The sequence below is a fragment of the Paenibacillus sp. YSY-4.3 genome, assembly GCF_054767475.1.
This window is the reverse complement of sequence record NZ_BAABMC010000004.1, coordinates 378,512-395,220: the sequence shown is the minus strand read 5'-3', so window position 1 is coordinate 395,220 and position 16,709 is coordinate 378,512. Positions and strand designations below refer to the sequence as shown.

At 51.1% G+C, this 16,709-nt stretch carries 16 protein-coding genes; 6 read left to right on the top strand and 10 right to left on the bottom strand.

Annotated features, from left to right (window positions below; translation table 11 throughout):
- Positions 1-50: 50 nt before the first annotated feature.
- The 6 genes from ACYUJT_RS16165 to ACYUJT_RS16140 all read right to left on the bottom strand — a co-directional run bounded on the left by ACYUJT_RS16165 (position 51) and on the right by ACYUJT_RS16140 (position 8,219).
- Positions 51-386 carry an ArsR/SmtB family transcription factor gene (locus ACYUJT_RS16165; protein ID WP_460323997.1) on the bottom strand — a complete coding sequence of 112 codons (336 nt, stop codon included), beginning with the start codon at positions 384-386 and terminating at the stop codon, positions 51-53.
- 2 nt (positions 387-388) lie between these two features.
- Entirely contained in the window at positions 389-823 is a 435-nt protein-coding gene (locus ACYUJT_RS16160) for an SRPBCC family protein (RefSeq protein ID WP_460323995.1), read from the bottom strand.
- Positions 824-1,099: 276 nt separating this feature from the next.
- Positions 1,100-3,211: a glycoside hydrolase family 36 protein gene (locus ACYUJT_RS16155; protein ID WP_460323993.1), complete on the bottom strand. Its 2,112-nt coding sequence runs from the start codon at positions 3,209-3,211 to the stop codon at positions 1,100-1,102.
- A gap of 106 nt (positions 3,212-3,317) precedes the next feature.
- Positions 3,318-4,634: an ABC transporter substrate-binding protein gene (locus tag ACYUJT_RS16150; RefSeq protein WP_460323992.1), complete on the bottom strand. Its 1,317-nt coding sequence runs from the start codon at positions 4,632-4,634 to the stop codon at positions 3,318-3,320.
- 122 nt (positions 4,635-4,756) lie between these two features.
- Positions 4,757-6,403: a response regulator transcription factor gene (locus ACYUJT_RS16145; RefSeq protein WP_460323990.1), complete on the bottom strand. Its 1,647-nt coding sequence runs from the start codon at positions 6,401-6,403 to the stop codon at positions 4,757-4,759.
- Positions 6,396-8,219, bottom strand: coding sequence for a cache domain-containing sensor histidine kinase (locus ACYUJT_RS16140; protein WP_460323988.1), 1,824 nt, complete (start codon positions 8,217-8,219; stop codon positions 6,396-6,398). The genes ACYUJT_RS16145 and ACYUJT_RS16140 overlap by 8 nt, the downstream gene beginning before the upstream one ends.
- A 179-nt stretch (positions 8,220-8,398) precedes the next feature.
- Here ACYUJT_RS16140 and ACYUJT_RS16135 point away from each other — a divergent pair, with 179 nt between their 5' ends.
- Both ACYUJT_RS16135 and ACYUJT_RS16130 read left to right on the top strand, forming a co-directional pair.
- The gene (locus ACYUJT_RS16135) at positions 8,399-9,286 is read left to right on the top strand and encodes a carbohydrate ABC transporter permease (protein WP_460323986.1); all 888 of its coding nucleotides are present in this window, start codon (positions 8,399-8,401) and stop codon (positions 9,284-9,286) included.
- Entirely contained in the window at positions 9,286-10,116 is an 831-nt protein-coding gene (locus ACYUJT_RS16130; RefSeq protein ID WP_460323984.1) for a carbohydrate ABC transporter permease, read from the top strand. The genes ACYUJT_RS16135 and ACYUJT_RS16130 overlap by 1 nt, the downstream gene beginning before the upstream one ends.
- A gap of 72 nt (positions 10,117-10,188) precedes the next feature.
- Here ACYUJT_RS16130 and ACYUJT_RS16125 read toward each other — a convergent pair whose 3' ends face one another.
- On the bottom strand, positions 10,189-10,557 hold the full coding sequence (locus tag ACYUJT_RS16125; protein WP_460323982.1) for a hypothetical protein: 369 nt from the start codon (positions 10,555-10,557) through the stop codon (positions 10,189-10,191).
- Positions 10,558-10,753: 196 nt separating this feature from the next.
- On the opposite strand from ACYUJT_RS16125, the gene pepT reads away from it, so the two are divergent.
- The 4 genes from pepT to ACYUJT_RS16105 all read left to right on the top strand — a co-directional run bounded on the left by pepT (position 10,754) and on the right by ACYUJT_RS16105 (position 14,419).
- The gene (gene pepT, locus ACYUJT_RS16120; protein WP_460323980.1) at positions 10,754-11,992 is read left to right on the top strand and encodes a peptidase T; all 1,239 of its coding nucleotides are present in this window, start codon (positions 10,754-10,756) and stop codon (positions 11,990-11,992) included.
- Between the two features lie 154 nt (positions 11,993-12,146).
- Entirely contained in the window at positions 12,147-13,004 is an 858-nt protein-coding gene (locus tag ACYUJT_RS16115) for a carbon-nitrogen hydrolase family protein (protein WP_283926195.1), read from the top strand.
- A 32-nt stretch (positions 13,005-13,036) separates the two neighbouring features.
- Positions 13,037-13,708 carry a GNAT family N-acetyltransferase gene (locus ACYUJT_RS16110; protein ID WP_460323977.1) on the top strand — a complete coding sequence of 224 codons (672 nt, stop codon included), beginning with the start codon at positions 13,037-13,039 and terminating at the stop codon, positions 13,706-13,708.
- A gap of 39 nt (positions 13,709-13,747) precedes the next feature.
- The gene (locus ACYUJT_RS16105; protein ID WP_460323975.1) at positions 13,748-14,419 is read left to right on the top strand and encodes a GNAT family N-acetyltransferase; all 672 of its coding nucleotides are present in this window, start codon (positions 13,748-13,750) and stop codon (positions 14,417-14,419) included.
- Between the two features lie 132 nt (positions 14,420-14,551).
- On the opposite strand, the gene ACYUJT_RS16100 is transcribed toward ACYUJT_RS16105, so the two are convergent.
- From ACYUJT_RS16100 to ACYUJT_RS16090, 3 genes are all read right to left on the bottom strand, one after another.
- The gene (locus ACYUJT_RS16100; RefSeq protein WP_460323973.1) at positions 14,552-15,307 is read right to left on the bottom strand and encodes an SDR family NAD(P)-dependent oxidoreductase; all 756 of its coding nucleotides are present in this window, start codon (positions 15,305-15,307) and stop codon (positions 14,552-14,554) included.
- A gap of 90 nt (positions 15,308-15,397) precedes the next feature.
- Complete coding sequence (locus ACYUJT_RS16095) at positions 15,398-16,150, bottom strand: SDR family NAD(P)-dependent oxidoreductase (protein ID WP_460323971.1); 753 nt, start codon at positions 16,148-16,150, stop codon at positions 15,398-15,400.
- Positions 16,151-16,168: 18 nt separating this feature from the next.
- A complete protein-coding gene (locus ACYUJT_RS16090) occupies positions 16,169-16,561 on the bottom strand; it encodes a MarR family transcriptional regulator (RefSeq protein ID WP_460323969.1) in 393 nt (130 codons plus the stop codon).
- Positions 16,562-16,709: the final 148 nt, after the last annotated feature.

Here is a 16,709-nt window from a genome sequence, read left to right as displayed (position 1 = left end):
CATTCGCCAGGTTGCCAGTGGGCGCAGCAAGCCGCCGTGAGGACTGCCCCCTACTCCGCTGACCTGTTCCCCTCGTTCTCCACGTAGTATTTAAGCATGGAAAGCTTGTTGTCCCAAAATTGCTCGAAGTAATTCAACCAATACTGAAGCTCCTGCAGCGGCTCGGGGTCAAGCCGGTATCTGGTCTCCCGGCCTACCTTCCGCTCCCGGACCAGCCCGGCTGAGGACAGGACATGCAAATGCTTGGATACAGCGGTTCGACTCATTGGAAAGTGCCCGCTGATTTCCTTGACGGGCATTTCCTGCCTGCTGAGCAAATTCAGCAATTGCCGGCGGGTCGGGTCGGCTATAGCCTGGAATACATCGTACTTCGGGGCTCCTGACATTCTCAGCCTTCCACGTAAGAGGCCAGCTTCTGCACCAGTCCGCCCCAACCTTGATCCATGCGAGGACGCACAATGGAATGAGCCTCTCCGAACTCGGTGACCTGATCCGCGCTCCAGCCGCTATGAATCAGCGTGAACTCCGTTTGCCCGCTTACATCCACCAACTCAAAGGACAACGTCCAATCTTTCCCCCATGTAAAAGAAAGCCGATGCGGCGGATTAATTTCCGTCACCTTGCAAGGCGAATTTCCAAATGGCCCTGCATTCAGCACGAATTCGAACCCTTCCTTCGGTTCAAAATTGTTCGGCATGAACCAGGCAGCGATCCCCTCCGATGTGGCAACAGCCTCCCACACTTTTCCGATGGGTGCGTTCATTACAATCGTGCGCCGAATATCCGGAAGCGATCCGCCATTAGTTTGATTATCCTTGTTCATTTCGTCATTACTCCTTATCGATCGTTGAATTTATCTCTGCGCAGAATATGAAACCTTTTGGTTTCGAATCTTATAATATGACACCTAAAGGTTTCATGTCAAGCGCCAGATTTTACACCTTATCATGCCCGTCCAACGGAGAGTCACCCCTGCTTGTAGCATTTCTTGATATATCTGTACCGGGGGGCGGAATGGGAAGGTGATGCAAAATACAGCAAGTGCCGCATCCACTATGAAAAGCAGATGCGGCACTTGGGCAATAGTGGAATATAAGAGCTACTTCACCTTGATTTCCAGCAACCTTGCTGTCTCCTCCTCCGGCAGAGCGACCTGAAGGCTACCCTCCAATTCGTTCCACTGCCAGCTGCAATCAAATCCCTGCGGATAGGCGCAGCGAATATCAAGCGTCTTGCCCTGCAACTGCGGCAGGGGCAGGCTGATTTCTGCGGACTCGCCGCGAACGCGCCAGACGGCCAGATAGACGCTGTCCTCATGGCGCAGTCCTAGACAGATCCACTCGTCCTGCTGCTTAGGCAGCCCTAGCGGCCAGAAAGGCAGCGCCTGCGGGATATGATGGCGGATCGATTTATAGTAATCAAGCGCCTCTTTGACCAGCTCGCGGCGACGCGGGCTTAGCTCAGCGAGATGGCCGCTTTGGTGTACCCGCAGCAGCAGAGCATTCACCATATTGAATACGACCTCTTCATCGTCTCCTTCGCGCAGCGGATACGACCAAATCGCCGATTGCTCCGGCGTAAGCGCCGAAGGCGATGCTGCTGCAATAGCCGCATAATTTACGTAATTCTCCTGGTCGCTCGTTGACTGTATGCTGTGGCGGCTCAGCATGGCATAATCCATCCGCATGCCGCCGCTGGAGCAATTCTCGATGACCAGATCGGGATACCGTGCAAAGATGCGGTCCAGCCAAGCCAAGTAAGCACGATTGTGCTGAAGCAGTCCGTCGCCGTAGCTGTCGGCATCCTTCTCGGTACCGATGCCCGCGTTGATGTTGTAGTCCATCTTGATATACCCTACGCCATAATCCTCCACGAGCCGGCGGATAACCTCGTCCGCATGGGCGATGACTTCGGGATTCCGGTAATCCAGCTGATAGCGGCTCCGGTCCTTCACCCGCTTCCCATGACGCTGGAAGAACCAGCCGTCATTCGTATCCTTGAGCTTCGGACTGTTGATTCCCATAACTTCAAGCTCGAGCCATAAGCCAGGAACCATTCCCTTGCCGCGAATATAATCTAGTACGTATTTAATCCCTTCCGGGAACCGTTCCTCGGATGGCAGCCACTCGCCTACGCCGTCCCACCATTCGCCGGAAGCATACCAGCCAGCATCGATACAGAAATATTCGCAGCCCACATCCGCTGCCGCATCGATCAATGGCAGCAGCTTCTCCGTTGTCGGATCGCCCCAAAGGCAATTCATGTAATCATTGAAAATAACCTGCAGCTTGCGATTGTCCTCATTTGGCCGCCGAATTAGGCGGCGGTATTGCGTCAACTGCCCAACCGCCTCGTCGATCGAGCCTTGAACAGCGCCGACTGCCGCTGGGACAGAAACGAACGCTTCACCTGGTTTCAGCGAGATCCACCATTGATTATCGTGCTCGGTCGGCCCGCTGATCAGCAGGGTCAACAAATCGGACTGCTCAATAATTTCCCAATGCCATGAGCCGTTATGCTCGATTTGCCAGAACAAGGCCGTTCCCGCCTCGCCGTTTTCCAGGATCGCCATCGGGACATGTTCCGCTGCGGACCAGGAACCGGTATTGCTGCAAGACACCCGCTTGGAGCCCCTATCGATCAAATGCGACATGCCAAGCTCAGGCAGGCTGTACGTCCGCCACTGCAGTTCGCTCTGCCAACCATGATGGGGAATCGACAGTTTCATTTTTCCATCCCGGGCCCCGTCGCCTTCCTTATCAATGCCAGTTAGCGCAAAGCTGGAGACATATTCCACGCCTACAGGCTGCGATCCCTTATTGATCAGCTCGACCCAGCAGCGGACAACGGCTGTCCCGTCATAGAACTGAAAATGCTGAACAGCCTGCAGCGAGGTTACCGGGTCGTTCAAGACGACTTCCAGCTTGCGTCCATGAATGGTCCGCTCGTCCCGATGCGTCTCGTATTGGAGGCGCAGGCCAGGATAACTGGCCCGATGCGTTCTCCCGTGATATTCATCCCGGTCTTCGCCCGTCAACTGCAGCTCAAGCAAACGAAAACCTTTTTTATGCGCATCGGTTAATCCGTTAATAATGCTCTCTGCTGCCTGCCAAGGCGTAGTGGCGAAATGAAGCAATAAAACATCCCGCTCGTCCGTTACCTCGAATACCAGCTGCAGCCCGTTTTCTTCAATCGCAATGATCTGACTCACCGTAGATACACTTCCTTTCGTTTGTTCGCCGTTAATCTCCTAGATAAAACTTAACTCAGCACCGGGGAGTGCTGAGTTAAGAAAGGGAATATTAGGGTACGCAAAGTTATTCTGCAGATCCAAGTTGTATCCAAGCTTTTTGAATTTCGTCGATGATTTTCTCTTTGGACTGACTTCCGCCAATGTACGCTTGCATCAATTCACCGAACTTTTGGTGGAACGTATCCAGCGAGTAGTTGATCGCCAAATCTCCAGACGGTTGTACTTGCAAAATTTCATCCATTTGTTTAGGCATATCCAGGTCTGGCAGCGGAGCATCCTTGATTGGAGGGATAACCTTCGCTACACCGGAGAACCAGTTCTTGCCGTAATCGGAAGTATACAGCCAGTTGAAGAATTCGATTGTTTCTTTAACGACTTTAGAGTCTTTGTTAATGCGCAGAGCTTGGTCGGCACCGGTAATAATGGTAGCTTGCTCTGCTTTATCGCTTACAGGATAACCTGCGATTCCAAGATTGAAATCCGGGTTGATTTTCTTGATAGCTTCTTCGTCCCATGCGCCTTTACCTGTCATGAACGCTGCTTTGCCGGAAGCAAAGTCGCTGACTTGGGCGTTGCTGTCGCGCTCAAGCGGCTTGTCCGTTCCATGTTTGATCGTCGTATCGATGAACTCAAAGAAGTTGTTGGCCAGTACCGGATGTTCAGCAAATGTCGTGTTACCAGCGATGAAGCTGTCGACCAAATCCTTCGCGCTCATATTGGCATCCTGAGCTGCTGCATCTACGAAGTGTTGGAAAATATGCTTCCATACCCACCACTCTTTATAAGCGTTGGCAAAAGGAGTGATGCCTTGCGCTTCCAGCTTGGTGATTGCATCTTGCAATTCCGCCGTAGTCGCAGGAACTTGCGTAATGCCGGCTTTCTCAAGCAGATCTTTGTTGTAGATCAGCGTGAACAGATTGCCTTTGACTGGCAGACCCAACACTTTACCGTCGGAGGAAGACATGTTCGAACGAACAGCATCCGTCATTGCGGCAGCTAGCGGCTCACCCGTCAAATCCGCGCTGTAATCCGCAAAAGTGTCGATGTCACCGCCGGCTGTCGTTTGGAATACGTCCGGCGTGCTGCCTGCCGCGATTCTGGATTTCAGAACCGTATTGTAGTCGGCCTGCATGATTTCCAGGTTAATCGTTACGTTAGGCTTAACTTTTTTGTACTCTTCGATATAAGCATTAAATGCATCTGTATATTCTGGAGAAGCCGTAAACATGTTAATCGTTACGGGTTTGGAAGAATCGGCATTTCCGCCTTCTCCTGCTGCGCCGTTTGTCCCATTGTTGGCTGCCTTGTTGCCGCCGCATGCTGACAGAAGTCCCATCAACAGCACCAAACTGAATGACATGGCCAAAAATTTCTTCTTCATATTTTTTTGCCCCCACTTTCATTGGTTAGTATGTCTATGAGACTATTCTAAAGAAATGGGCTCTTGATAAAAATGTAGATAAGTGGCAACTTGAGGGTAAAAAAGTGTAGTCCTCCCTTTGTTCACTTTTTCTCCTCTTCCTGCTTGGTCCGGTATTCGGAAGGCGACACTCCAAAGTAGTTGCGGAATGCCTTGCTGAAATAATTCTTGTCCTTATATCCCAGCATTTCCGAAACCTCCTGGATTTTCAAAGAAGGATCGTCCAGAAGCACGCAAGCTTTATCCATCCTTACCTTCTGCATGTACTCATGAATCCCGAACCCGAATTGCTGCTTGAACAGCTTCATTAAGTATTCCCGGCTTAGGAAATATTTTTCGGTGAACATAGAAATTTTAATATCCTCGAAGTAATGCTGGTCGATGTATTCCTTGATATCTTCGATATTGAAGGGCCGGTTAACGGCCATGGACTGCCGGATCTGTTCACTGTAATAGTCCATAATGCGGTGGAGCAATTGCTCGTATTCGTCCGTTGTGCTGAAATCCCCAGATAATCCCGCCGCATCAAGCGAGCTGCGGGAACCGGTCACAGGTAGCTTATCGGAGGGAACGCCCAAATCCAGCGCCATATCGTTGAACAGGACGATAATATCGCGAATCATCCTTTCGGCTTCTCCCAGCGTGAAGCTATCGGCCTCTTTGATTTTCTTCGTAAATTCTGCAAAGACGATTCTGGCATGATTCGTATTCCCGGATTCCAGAGTAGTCCTCAGAATAGGCATCCGGCTTGTGAGGGACAATGACTCGGGCGCGCCTGCTTTCTCCTTGGCACCAAACACGGTTGCCCCTTTGAGTTTATGCAAATCAATGGCTAGAATCGAGGAACGCGCTTCTTCATAGGAATGGGCTAACTGTGTAACCTCTTCATACACACGCCCGTTCCCTACCGCCGACACGATGCCGAATAAATCGCTTAGCGTATGCCCAACCTTCTTCATCAAATAGTCGGCCCGGAAAGCAAGATCCTCCGGGTATCCCCCCTGCATCGTGAAGATCGCGATGATTTCCCTATCCTGCTTCGGATTAGGGAAGCTGAAGCACACGATGCCTTCCATCGCTACCTCATTGATCACGTTCGCCACAGCAAAATAGAGCAGTTCCGTATCCCGGTTAAAGCGCTTGTCTCGGACTTGCTGCATATTCAATAGCTGCAATACGAGCGCGCCGAAGCGGTTATCCTCTTTATCTGCGCCGATGAGCGGAAGAAACGCCTCATTGCTCTGCTTCTTAAAGCCCCGCTCGATGATCGATAAGTAAATTTTTTCCTTTAATTTAGGCAGGGACATGTTGAAGGCGATATTCCGGGTAATCAGCTCGCTATGCGTCTGCCGCTTCGCCCGCAGCACATCGATCGCTTTGCGCAGCGCCTGATTCAGATCATGGCGGTTGACCGGCTTCAGCAAATAATCAACAACCTTGGAGTGGATTGCCTGCCTTGTAAACTCGAAATCGTTATATCCACTGATCACGATTGTCAGCAGCTCGGGATAGTCCTGCTCCACGATGCGCAAGAACTCTACCCCGTTCATTTCGGGCATTTTCATGTCCACCATAACGAGATCGGGCCTATGTTTCTGCAGCATGTCCAGCCCGCTGACGCCGTCCGTCGCCTCCCATATTTCATCGACCTGCAGGCCTTCCCAATCGCCCAATATTTTAATGGCCTCGCGCAGCGGCTCTTCGTCGTCAATGATGAGTACTTTATACATGTCCTACGCCTCCCCGCGGTATCCTCATCGTCATTTCCGTTCCCGTCCCATCGCTGTGAATCGCCAGTCCCGACTGATCGCCGTAAAGCAGCTTCAGGCGGGTATTCAAATTCTTCAACCCGATATTCTCCCCTTCTTGCTCTTCCCAATCTACCTCAAACGTATGCAATATTTGCTCCAGCCTGGCCGGAGATATGCCTGGCCCATTATCATAAACCGATATGATGGCATGGCTCTCGCTTACCGTAGCCCGGACGACGATCGTAACCGGTGTCGACACCTTCTCCACAGCATGCTTGATCGAGTTCTCCACCAGGGACTGGATGGACAGCTTGGGAATTTGCAGTTCCATCAGCGACTCGTCCCACTCGATATCTACCCGAAGACGGCTGCCGAATCTAGCGCTTTGCAGCGCCAGATATCTCTCGATATGCTTCAGTTCCTCCCTAGCGTAGACGATATCTTTGCCGCTTATGCAATACCGCAGCGTAAGCGCCAAGGCGTCAACCATGTCGGCCACGTCGTCATTTCCGTTCTTCAGAGCTTTCGTAGATATCGCCTGCAGCGCGTTATAGAGAAAGTGGGGATTAATTTCCGCCTCAAGCGCCTTGAGGATCGCATTCTTCTCCACCAGCTTCATACGATAGCGTTCATTGATCAGATCATTCGTCCGCCGCACCATCTGGTTGAAATGCATCGTCAGATAAGCTATCTCATCGCTGCCCTGCACCGGGGCTTCCGCATCGAACGTTCCTTCGCTGAACCGCCGCATATGACGCGAGAGCCGATTCAGCGGTTTCGTGATGGCATTTGAAGTCAAGGTGACGAGAATGACCGATATGACCAGGAAAATAAGGCCGATCAAATAGCTCAAGTTCCGCGCTTTCGTCGCCGCTTCATATATGCTGCTGTATGGAATCGGTTTGATCAGCTTCCAGCCTTCCTGCTGCCCCACGTCGTAAACGACAAGGTACCGCTTGTCCTCATCCGACCAAGTGATAGGGCTGTCCGAATCATCGCCGATGTTTTGGAACCAGTCCGCCGAGCTGATCGCCTCATAGACCTCCAGATCATCCATATGAAAAGGAACATTATCCGGATCGAGGTACATGAGATGCTCCCCCTCTTCGAACGGAATGTCACTCATAATGCTGTCCTTCACCGTCGGCTTGAGGTAAAACGATAAGACGGCCTTTGGCTCCCGCGAAGCAATCGAACGCAGCACGCGGTGGTAACCCATGAACTCCGGCTCGGTGATCATCGTGTATCCGCTTGCCGCATCCGGCAGGACGAAAGATTGAAATGAACGGTTCTGCGGGCTGTTCATCGCCTCTTTATACCATAACTGCTCGTCGATGCCGCCCTGATAGCCGACTCTGACCGTTATATTGTAGGCCTCTCGACTAATCGAATAATATTTTTGCTGATCGATCAAATACAAATAAATGCTCTCCAGATCCTTACGGCTGTAGAACATATCCCTTAAATAATCTTCAAGATACATTCTGGCCGCATAATCATTGCCCTCTTGCATGACAGCCCGAATAATATCGTCGTATTTGTTATGCGGCAGCGAAAATTGCTCGATCCCGTCCAAATAGTCCTCCAGCTTCTGGTTCACGAGCATTAAGTTATTCGTCGTGCTGGCAATACTGTTGCTGATCGATTCCTTCTGGAGCATTTGATAAGAAATAACCGTAAGTGATCCTACGATAAGTATAATAATCGATGTAAAAAGCAAATTAAGCTTGTTGACCAGTCTGCCAGACATCCGCTCAATAAGCGATTTCATAGCAGCGGTTAAACTTTTGATCATCGCTGTCCCGTCCCCCTACAGAGTGCTACAGTTTACCTTTTTACCCTTAACTGTTTTCTTATGTCCATTTAGACGCATCCGCCCCTGAATTATAATTATTATAGCCGAAAACGACAGAGTGTATAGAAATGGCTGCTCTCTTGTCTGTATAAAATACGTTACGAAAAAGAGGTGCGACTATGTTCAAATTGGGGAGAAAATGGGCTGAACGATTGGAATTTGGCGTTTTCACGCTGCCTGTTCTAATCAGTGTAATAGCCGTGTTCTATTATCCGTTTATGATGACGATTCGCTATTCCTTAACCAAGTGGAATGGGATATCCAAAAACCCTAAATTCATAGGTCTGGACAATTTCAAGCAAATCTTCAGCGGCGATGCCAATTTCATGAATGCAAGCTGGTTCACGATTAAATATGCGATATTGTACATCGTGCTCGTAAACGTGCTGGCCATTCTGCTGGCACTTGTTCTGGATATGAAGATGAAATCAACAACCTGGCTCAGAGCCGCTTTCTTCATTCCTTACATTCTCAGCTTGGTTATCGTTGGTTTCATTTGGAAGTTTATCTTCATGCAAGGCTTCGAATCGCTCGGGGCAAGCACGGGCTGGGGCATATTCAAACTTAGCTGGCTCGGGGAGCCGAATCTGGCCTTCATATCCGTCCTGCTCGTCTCGATCTGGCAATCGGTCGGTTTCTATCTCGTCATTTACATCGCCGGTCTGCAATCGGTGCCGGACGATATGAAAGAAGCAGCTACAGTAGATGGCGCTGGTCCCGTTCGCCGATTCTTCAGTATTACGCTGCCTTTGCTCGCGCCTTCCATCACGATCTCCGTGTTTATGGCGCTGACGAACTCCATTAAAGTATTCGACGTCATCCTGTCCCTCACGGGCGGCGGCCCTGGCGGTACGACCTACAGTGTTGCTTACGATATTTACCGGGATACGTTCCAAAATAACCTGTATGGATATGGTACGGCCAAAGCGCTTATTCTGTTCGTTGCCGTACTGGTTATCACCGTGATTCAATTGACGATCTTCAAACGCAGGGAGGTTGAGGCATAATGAAGAGCAAGAAGGCAGGCCGCATCATTTTTGAAATATTCATGGTCATTTTCTCGCTGCTGTTCTTGTATCCGTTGTTCTTGACCATCATCAACTCTTTGAAGAGCTTCTCCGAAGTCATGACAGACGTGATCGCTCTTCCAAAAAGTTTGGCCTTCGAGAACTACAGCTATGTGTGGAAATACATTAACTATCCAAGATTGTTCCTGAACAATACCGTCATCACGGTGCTTGGTCTGGCCGGGATCGTCCTGATCTCTTCCATCGCCGCCTATAAGCTGGCCAGAACGAAATCCAAGATGAGCAACCTGATTTATTTTCTCGTGATCATGCCGATGCTGATTCCGTTCCAATCGATCATGCTCTCCGTGCTGCAAATGGCGAAGAACTTCCATCTTTCGGACAGCACCTGGGGCCTCGGCATCCTGTATTGGGGGTTTGGCGCTCCGCTGGCCATGTTCATTTACCACGGCTTTGTGAAGGGGATTCCTAATGAGATTGACGAGAGTGCGACGATCGACGGCGCTTCTGGTTTCCGCCTGTTCTTCCGGGTGATCTTCCCGCTGCTGAAGTCGGTAACGACCACGATCATCATCATCGACGTCATGTGGATCTGGAACGACTTCCTGCTTCCACTCCTGATGGTCAATGGCTCTCCAAGCACGAAGACATTGACGCTGGCTGCCTATACCTTCGTAGGGCAGTACACCTCGGACTGGCAATATGCCATGACGGCGATGGTTATGGCCGTACTGCCATCCATTATCGTGTTCATGTTCCTGCAGAAGCACATTGTTAAGGGTGTTGTTGCTGGAGCGGTGAAAGGTTAAGCATTCATAAAAAAGCGCCGGGCCTGCGGTTTTGATCCGCATGCCTGGCGCTCTTTTTTTCCTGCTTCCAGTCTATCTCTTCCTGCCGTTAATGATCCCCGCCTGGAAGTTAAGCAGACTGATCATCTCCTCCGCATTCTGATGAACTCCATCACTTTGCATGCCATTTGCAGGACGTTCCGTATAGTTAACGGCAGGAGCAGCATCCTGCTGAAGCTCACTAATTAATATTGCTGTACCGTCCGCTTTCACTAAATATTGCCTGATATAGCCGCCTTCCCGGCTAGTTACCAGTTTTCCGGAATGCTCTTCCTTCTTCAGCTCTTCAATTGCTTCCGGCTCCTCTAAGGCGAATTTATATTCTAAGGTGGACTGGCTCCGGCTTGTATTCTGCGTCTGTGGAGAAACAGCGATAGAATTGCTCCCTAATGAGATACGCATATTCAACCTCACCTCTATAAAGTTTTGAAAAAAAGATCCTAGCCAGTATATCGGCGGGATTTTTGAGATATTTTATAGCGTATGGCTCTTTTGTTAGTTCGTTAGTTCTCATCCTCATACTAGGCCGCTTTCACGCAGGCATTCGGTTTGATACAATTCAAGGAAAGATCATCACAATGAAGAGAGGCTGATTCCCGTGAGAGACGAAATCATCAACCGCTTTACTTCCTATGTCCGAATCGACACGCAATCCAATGAAGACAATGAGATTTGCCCGTCTACTCCAGGTCAACTTACTTTGGCCAGACAGCTGGTTCAAGAGCTGCAAGAAATCGGCATGGAGGATGTCACCATGGACGACAACGGCTATGTTATGGCCACCCTGCCGGGCAACACAGTCAAGGACGTGCCAGTCATCGGCTTCCTCGCTCATCTGGATACGGCTACCGACTTCTCTGGGAAGGGCGTGCAGCCACAGATCGTAGAGAATTACGACGGTGGAGACATTCCATTAAATGACGCCGGAAATATCGTGCTATCCCCCAGAGAGTTTCCAGAGCTGCATAAATACAAGGGCCACACGCTGATTACGACGGATGGCACCACCCTGCTTGGCGCGGACGATAAAGCGGGGATTGCCGAAATCATGACCGCGATGGCATATCTGATCGCTCACCCTGAGATCAAGCACGGCACGATCCGAGTGGCCTTTACGCCCGATGAGGAAATCGGACGAGGGCCGGAGCGTTTCGACGTAGCAGCGTTCGGTGCTGAGTTCGCCTACACGGTGGACGGTGGTCCTTTGGGCGAGTTGGAATATGAGAGCTTCAATGCCGCCACAGCCAAAATTTCGTGCAAAGGAGTCAACGTGCATCCAGGCACAGCCAAGAACAAAATGATCAACTCGGCCAAAATCGCCATGGAATTTCACGCTCAGCTTCCGGCCGGGGAAGCGCCCGAGCATACCGAGGGCTACGAAGGCTTCTACCATCTCTCTTCGATCAAGGGAGACGTGGAGGAGACACGGATGCAGTATCTCATTCGCGATTTTGACCGCCAGAAATTCGAAGCCCGCAAGGCCAGAATGGAGAGCATCGCCGATGAACTGAGGGCGAAGTATGGGCATGACAAGCTAGTCCTCGATATCCGTGACCAATACTACAATATGCGCGAGAAGATCGAGCCGAACATGGACATCGTAAATGTCGCCGCTGATGTAATGAAAGGCCTCGGGATTGAGCCGATTATGACCCCGATCCGGGGCGGCACCGACGGCTCTCAGCTATCCTACATGGGATTGCCGACGCCTAACTTGTTTACCGGGGGCGAGAATTATCACGGCAGATTCGAATATGTTTCCGTCGACAACATGGTTAAAGCCACCGAGGTCATCATCGGGATTATCCGGCGGTTTGAGGAAAGAGCGCAGTCTTAATGGGCTGCGCTTTTGCGCGCGGCGAATTTATCCTGCCGTTTGTACATCGCTGTACGCACAATGTACGATAATACTTTAAATTTTGTGCAAAAAGAGCTATTCTAAATGTTCGACAGCCTAGGCTGCCATTTATTACTTATATGGGAGGTACTCAATGAAAATCAGGGTATCCGCAGTACAATATCATCTTCATACGATCCGCTCGTTCGAGGAGTTTGCCGACCAATGCCGGCATTACGTAAGAACGGCCGCAGAATACGACGCCGAGTTCATTCTGTTTCCCGAATTTTTCACCACTCAATTAATGTCGATCGGGAACGAGCACGGCCAGGCGTTGACCATAGACAAACTTCCCGATTTTACGGAGCAATATTTGGAGCTCTTCACGGCACTGGCCAAAGAGAGCGGCACCCATATCATCGGAGGAACCCATGTCGTACGCAAAGGCGGCAAGCTGTACAATACGGCGCACTTGTTCTATCCTGACGGAAGAATCGGGGAGCAGCCTAAGCTGCATATCACCCCTACGGAAGTGAAGGAATGGAACATGAGCGCAGGCGAGGGGCTGCAGGTGTTCGAGACGGACAAAGGAACGATCGCCATGCTCACCTGCTACGACATCGAGTTCCCGGAAATCGTGCGGATGGCCAAAGCCAAGGGTGCGGACGTCATTTTCTGTCCGTCGTGCACCGACGATCGCCACGGCTTCCACCGTGTTCGCTATACGAGCCATGCCCGAACGATTGAGAACCAAATCTATGTTGTCCTTACCGGAACGGTCGGTGCGCTGCCGACGGTCGACTTCATGCGTGCCAACTTCGGACAGGCCGCGGTCATTACGCCGAACGATATTCCGTTCCCGCCGCAGGGGCTGCTGGCCGAAGGCGAGATCAACCATGACATGATCGTCACCGCCGACCTGGATCTGGAGCTGCTCTATCAAGTGCGCGAAAGCGGATCGGTCACAACCTGGCGGGATCGGCGCACCGATTTGTACACCGATTGGACATAGCCGATTGCTTTGCGTATTAAGGAGGGCTGTATATGTATCGTAAGGAGCTGTATGTATTTGACGGGAATCGCCCTGTCCCGGCCGTCATCCGGAATTATGGCCCGGAGGATTTTCCCGGCCTGATTGCGGTGCAGCAGGAAAGCTTTCCGCCTCCCTTCCCGCCGGAACTTTGGTGGAATACGGAGCAACTCAGCAATCACGTCAAGCTGTTCCCGGAAGGGGCGCTGTGCATTGAAATCGACGGTGAAATCGCCGGGTCGATGACGGGACTTCTTGTAACAAACGAAAGCGTCCAGCCGGGTCACGCCCATACGTGGGAAGAGGTAACGGACGGCGGTTATATCCGTAACCATGATCCTCATGGAGGTACACTGTACGTGGCGGATATTAGCGTTCGTCCCACGTACCGGAAGCTGGGACTGGGCAAGTGGCTGATGCTGTCCATGTACGACGTCGTTGTCCAGCTCGGGCTCGACAGGCTGCTTGGCGGCGGGCGAATGCCCGGATATCACTTGCATGCCGGGGATATGACGGCAGAGGAATATCTCGAGGCCGTAGTCAGCGGCAAGCTGAAGGATCCGATCATCACATTCATGCTTCGCTGCGGCCGCACACCGGTTGGCGTCGTCCCGAACTATTTGGAGGACGAGGAATCCTGCCATTACGGGGCTTTGATGGAATGGCGCAATCCTTTTAAAAGATAAAAAACCTAGAATAATAGAAGCCGATTAGGAGGTTCACACATGGAATATCATCGCATTACGAACATTGAAGATCCACTATTCCGCAGCATGCACGAGCTAATGCAGGAAGTGTTCCCGCCAGAGGAAGTGCTGGAATTCGACCTATGGAAGGAGCCGCTGGAAGACCCGGGCATTCGCGTCTTTGTCGCCGTGCATGAAGGCAAGGTGGTAGGCGCTACGGAATACCGTTATTATGAGGATTTTAACGTTGCCATGACGGATTTTACGATTATCGGACGCTCTGGTCTAGGGATTGGACCATTCCTGGCGAAGCAGCGGGGCAAAGATTTGGAGAAGCTGGCTGCCGAGAATGGCGTCAAACTACATGGCATGTTCGCGGAGATTTACGACCCTTACCGGGTAGGAGAGCATGAGTTCGGCGGCGTGAAGCCGATGGATCCCTTCGTGCGCCGCGAGGTACTTTCGCATCTAGGCTACAAGCGCCTCGACTTCGAATACGTGCATCCGTCCTGGAACAATGATGGTGAAGCCGTGACTGGGCTCGACCTATGCTTCCTGCCTACCAACGACGAGCAGGACCAGCTGTCGGCCGAGCTGACCGTCAGCTTCCTCAAGCGTTATTACGCTGTGCTGCCTAACCGGCCGCAGTCCTGGTATGACATGATTGAGCGTTTGGATGGTCAAACAGAGGTAGCTTTGCTGCCGCTATAGAAGCTATCTTCATACTTATCCTGAATAACGTAAGAGACCCGCTCCTAATCGTATCCGGCGATACGAGGAACGGGTCTCTTCTCTTTGTGCATTTCATCGAAGCTGCACTCCATTGGAGCCGCAGACTTAAGCTTACAGCGTTAACCCGCCATCGACCGTGATCAGTGATCCCGTCATATAGCTCGATGCAGGAGAAGCCATGAAGGCGGCCACACCGGCGATTTCCTCAGGTTCAGCTGGACGGCCCATGCGCATATTCGAAATTTCCTCAGGCACATAGCCTCCCTCCTGGAAAGACTTCTCTACGCCCTGGGTCAGTGGGGTCCTAACGCCTCCAGGACAGATCGCGTTGACGCGAATGCCCTGCTTCACATATTCCATAGCTGCCGCCTTCGTTAGTCCGACAACCGCATGCTTTGTGGCCGAATAGATGCCGGCGCTATGTTCGCTGCGGATGCCTGCCGTTGATGCAGTATTCAGAATATGGCCGCCTCCTTGCCGCTCCATTACCTTCAGCACATATTTCATGCCAAGAAACACGCCTTTGAAATTGATGGCCACCAGACGATCAAATTCCGCTTCTTCCGAGTCCGCGGTTTTCGCAAATTTCTGTACGACCCCGGCATTGTTGAAGAAGAAGTCAATTCGTCCGTAAGCCTCGATCGCTTTATTCACATAGTTCTGCACGTCATCGCTTATGGCAACATTGGCCTGGACGAACATCCCTTCCCCGCTCTGCGCCTTGACGGCCTGCAGCGTTTCTTCCCCTGTCTGCGCGTTGAAATCGACGAGGACCACCTTGTAGTTTTCCGCCAGCTTCAAGCTAGTGGCGCGGCCGATACCGCTGCCGGCTCCGGTAATAACCGCTACCTGCTCCAATTTTGACATGAGTGACACTCTCCTTGATGTTTGTTTCCGGGTTAGTATGAGCTTGTCTTGTCAACTTCATATCTTATTTGCACAAATAAATCGGAATTTTTACTTCGCAGCATATCCGCCGTCGATCGGCAGCTCGATACCCGTAATGTAGGAGGACTCGTCGGATGCAAGGAACAGCACGCCTGCGGCGATATCCTCCGCTTTGCCCAGCCGTGGCAGTGGCGTCATCGAGAGGAACCAGTTTCTCATTTTCTCATCGGCCATCAAATCGACCGTCATCGGCGTTTCGATAAAGCCCGGATGCACCGAATTGGCACGAATATTATGCTGCGCATAATCTACGGCTGTCGCCTTGGTGAGCATGCGAACCGCCCCTTTGCTGGCCGTGTAAGGACCTGTGCCGCTTCCTCCCGTAAGCCCGGCAATGGAAGAAATATTAACGATCGAACCGCCGCCATTATTGATCATGTGCGGGATGACATGCTTCTGTCCAAGAAATACGCTAGTTACGTTAATAGACATCGTCTTCTCCCACTGCTCGATCGTTAGCTCCAGAAATGGCGTCGCGTTGGAAACCCCGGCATTGTTGACCAGGATATCGATTTTGCCGAATTTCGCGATCGTGCCTTCCACTACGCGAGTCCAGTCTTCTTCAGAAGCTACATTATGCTCGAAGCCGATCGCCTCGCCGCCGTTCTGCTCAATTTCCCGTACAACCTCCTGAATCTTATCTCCTTGGATGTCGGAAATGGCTACCTTTGCCCCTTCTTTGGCGAAAAGGAGGGCATCCGCCATCCCCATCCCTCCGGCTGCACCTGTAATGATAGCAACTTTGTTGTCTAATCTACCCATGATTGTATCCTCCCGTTGTCATTTCTGGATTTTGCCGACTGGCAGCAAGCTTCCCATTTTTTCAAAAGCACTTATCAATGTATCGATCTCTTGCTCCGTAAGGCTGTCCCACATCGGCTTAGTCAGCTCTTGGTACCTTTCAAGCATGCCTGCCATCACCTCATGTCCTTGCTCCGTAAGCCGCAGATAGACGCTGCGACGGTCATTATCCGGCGTTATGCGTTCAATATAGCCTTTCGCTGCCAGCTTATTGGACAGATTCGTAATGGCCGGCAGCGTGACATCCAGCATCTCTCCCAGCTCAGAGCAGCTTTTCTGCCCGTTTTCGGCCAGAATTTGAATAATCAAATACTGTGGCGCCGTCAAATCTTGCTCAAGCAATTTGGCATACCCGGCTACAAACCGGTTCATATACTCTGATATTATGGCTGACAAGCGTTCCTGCCTATTCAGCGCTCATCACCTCTATTTCTTTTCAAAATTTAATTCATAGGTCATAATAGTTTAAAGGTCTTAACTATTATATTTTTATCATAAATCTAAGATGATCAACAGTCAA

Bases quoted from the DNA above. Each gene is read 5' to 3' on its own strand.
- ACYUJT_RS16165 (WP_460323997.1), bottom strand. From the start codon at position 386: ATGTCAGGAGCCCCGAAGTACGATGTATTCCAGGCTATAGCCGACCCG.
- ACYUJT_RS16160 (WP_460323995.1), bottom strand. From the start codon at position 823: ATGAACAAGGATAATCAAACTAATGGCGGATCGCTTCCGGATATTCGG.
- ACYUJT_RS16150 (WP_460323992.1), bottom strand. From the start codon at position 4,634: ATGAAGAAGAAATTTTTGGCCATGTCATTCAGTTTGGTGCTGTTGATG.
- ACYUJT_RS16145 (WP_460323990.1), bottom strand. From the start codon at position 6,403: ATGTATAAAGTACTCATCATTGACGACGAAGAGCCGCTGCGCGAGGCC.
- ACYUJT_RS16140 (WP_460323988.1), bottom strand. From the start codon at position 8,219: ATGATCAAAAGTTTAACCGCTGCTATGAAATCGCTTATTGAGCGGATG.
- ACYUJT_RS16135 (WP_460323986.1), top strand. From the start codon at position 8,399: ATGTTCAAATTGGGGAGAAAATGGGCTGAACGATTGGAATTTGGCGTT.
- ACYUJT_RS16130 (WP_460323984.1), top strand. From the start codon at position 9,286: ATGAAGAGCAAGAAGGCAGGCCGCATCATTTTTGAAATATTCATGGTC.
- ACYUJT_RS16125 (WP_460323982.1), bottom strand. From the start codon at position 10,557: ATGCGTATCTCATTAGGGAGCAATTCTATCGCTGTTTCTCCACAGACG.
- ACYUJT_RS16115 (WP_283926195.1), top strand. From the start codon at position 12,147: ATGAAAATCAGGGTATCCGCAGTACAATATCATCTTCATACGATCCGC.
- ACYUJT_RS16110 (WP_460323977.1), top strand. From the start codon at position 13,037: ATGTATCGTAAGGAGCTGTATGTATTTGACGGGAATCGCCCTGTCCCG.
- ACYUJT_RS16105 (WP_460323975.1), top strand. From the start codon at position 13,748: ATGGAATATCATCGCATTACGAACATTGAAGATCCACTATTCCGCAGC.
- ACYUJT_RS16100 (WP_460323973.1), bottom strand. From the start codon at position 15,307: ATGTCAAAATTGGAGCAGGTAGCGGTTATTACCGGAGCCGGCAGCGGT.
- ACYUJT_RS16095 (WP_460323971.1), bottom strand. From the start codon at position 16,150: ATGGGTAGATTAGACAACAAAGTTGCTATCATTACAGGTGCAGCCGGA.
- ACYUJT_RS16090 (WP_460323969.1), bottom strand. From the start codon at position 16,561: ATGAACCGGTTTGTAGCCGGGTATGCCAAATTGCTTGAGCAAGATTTG.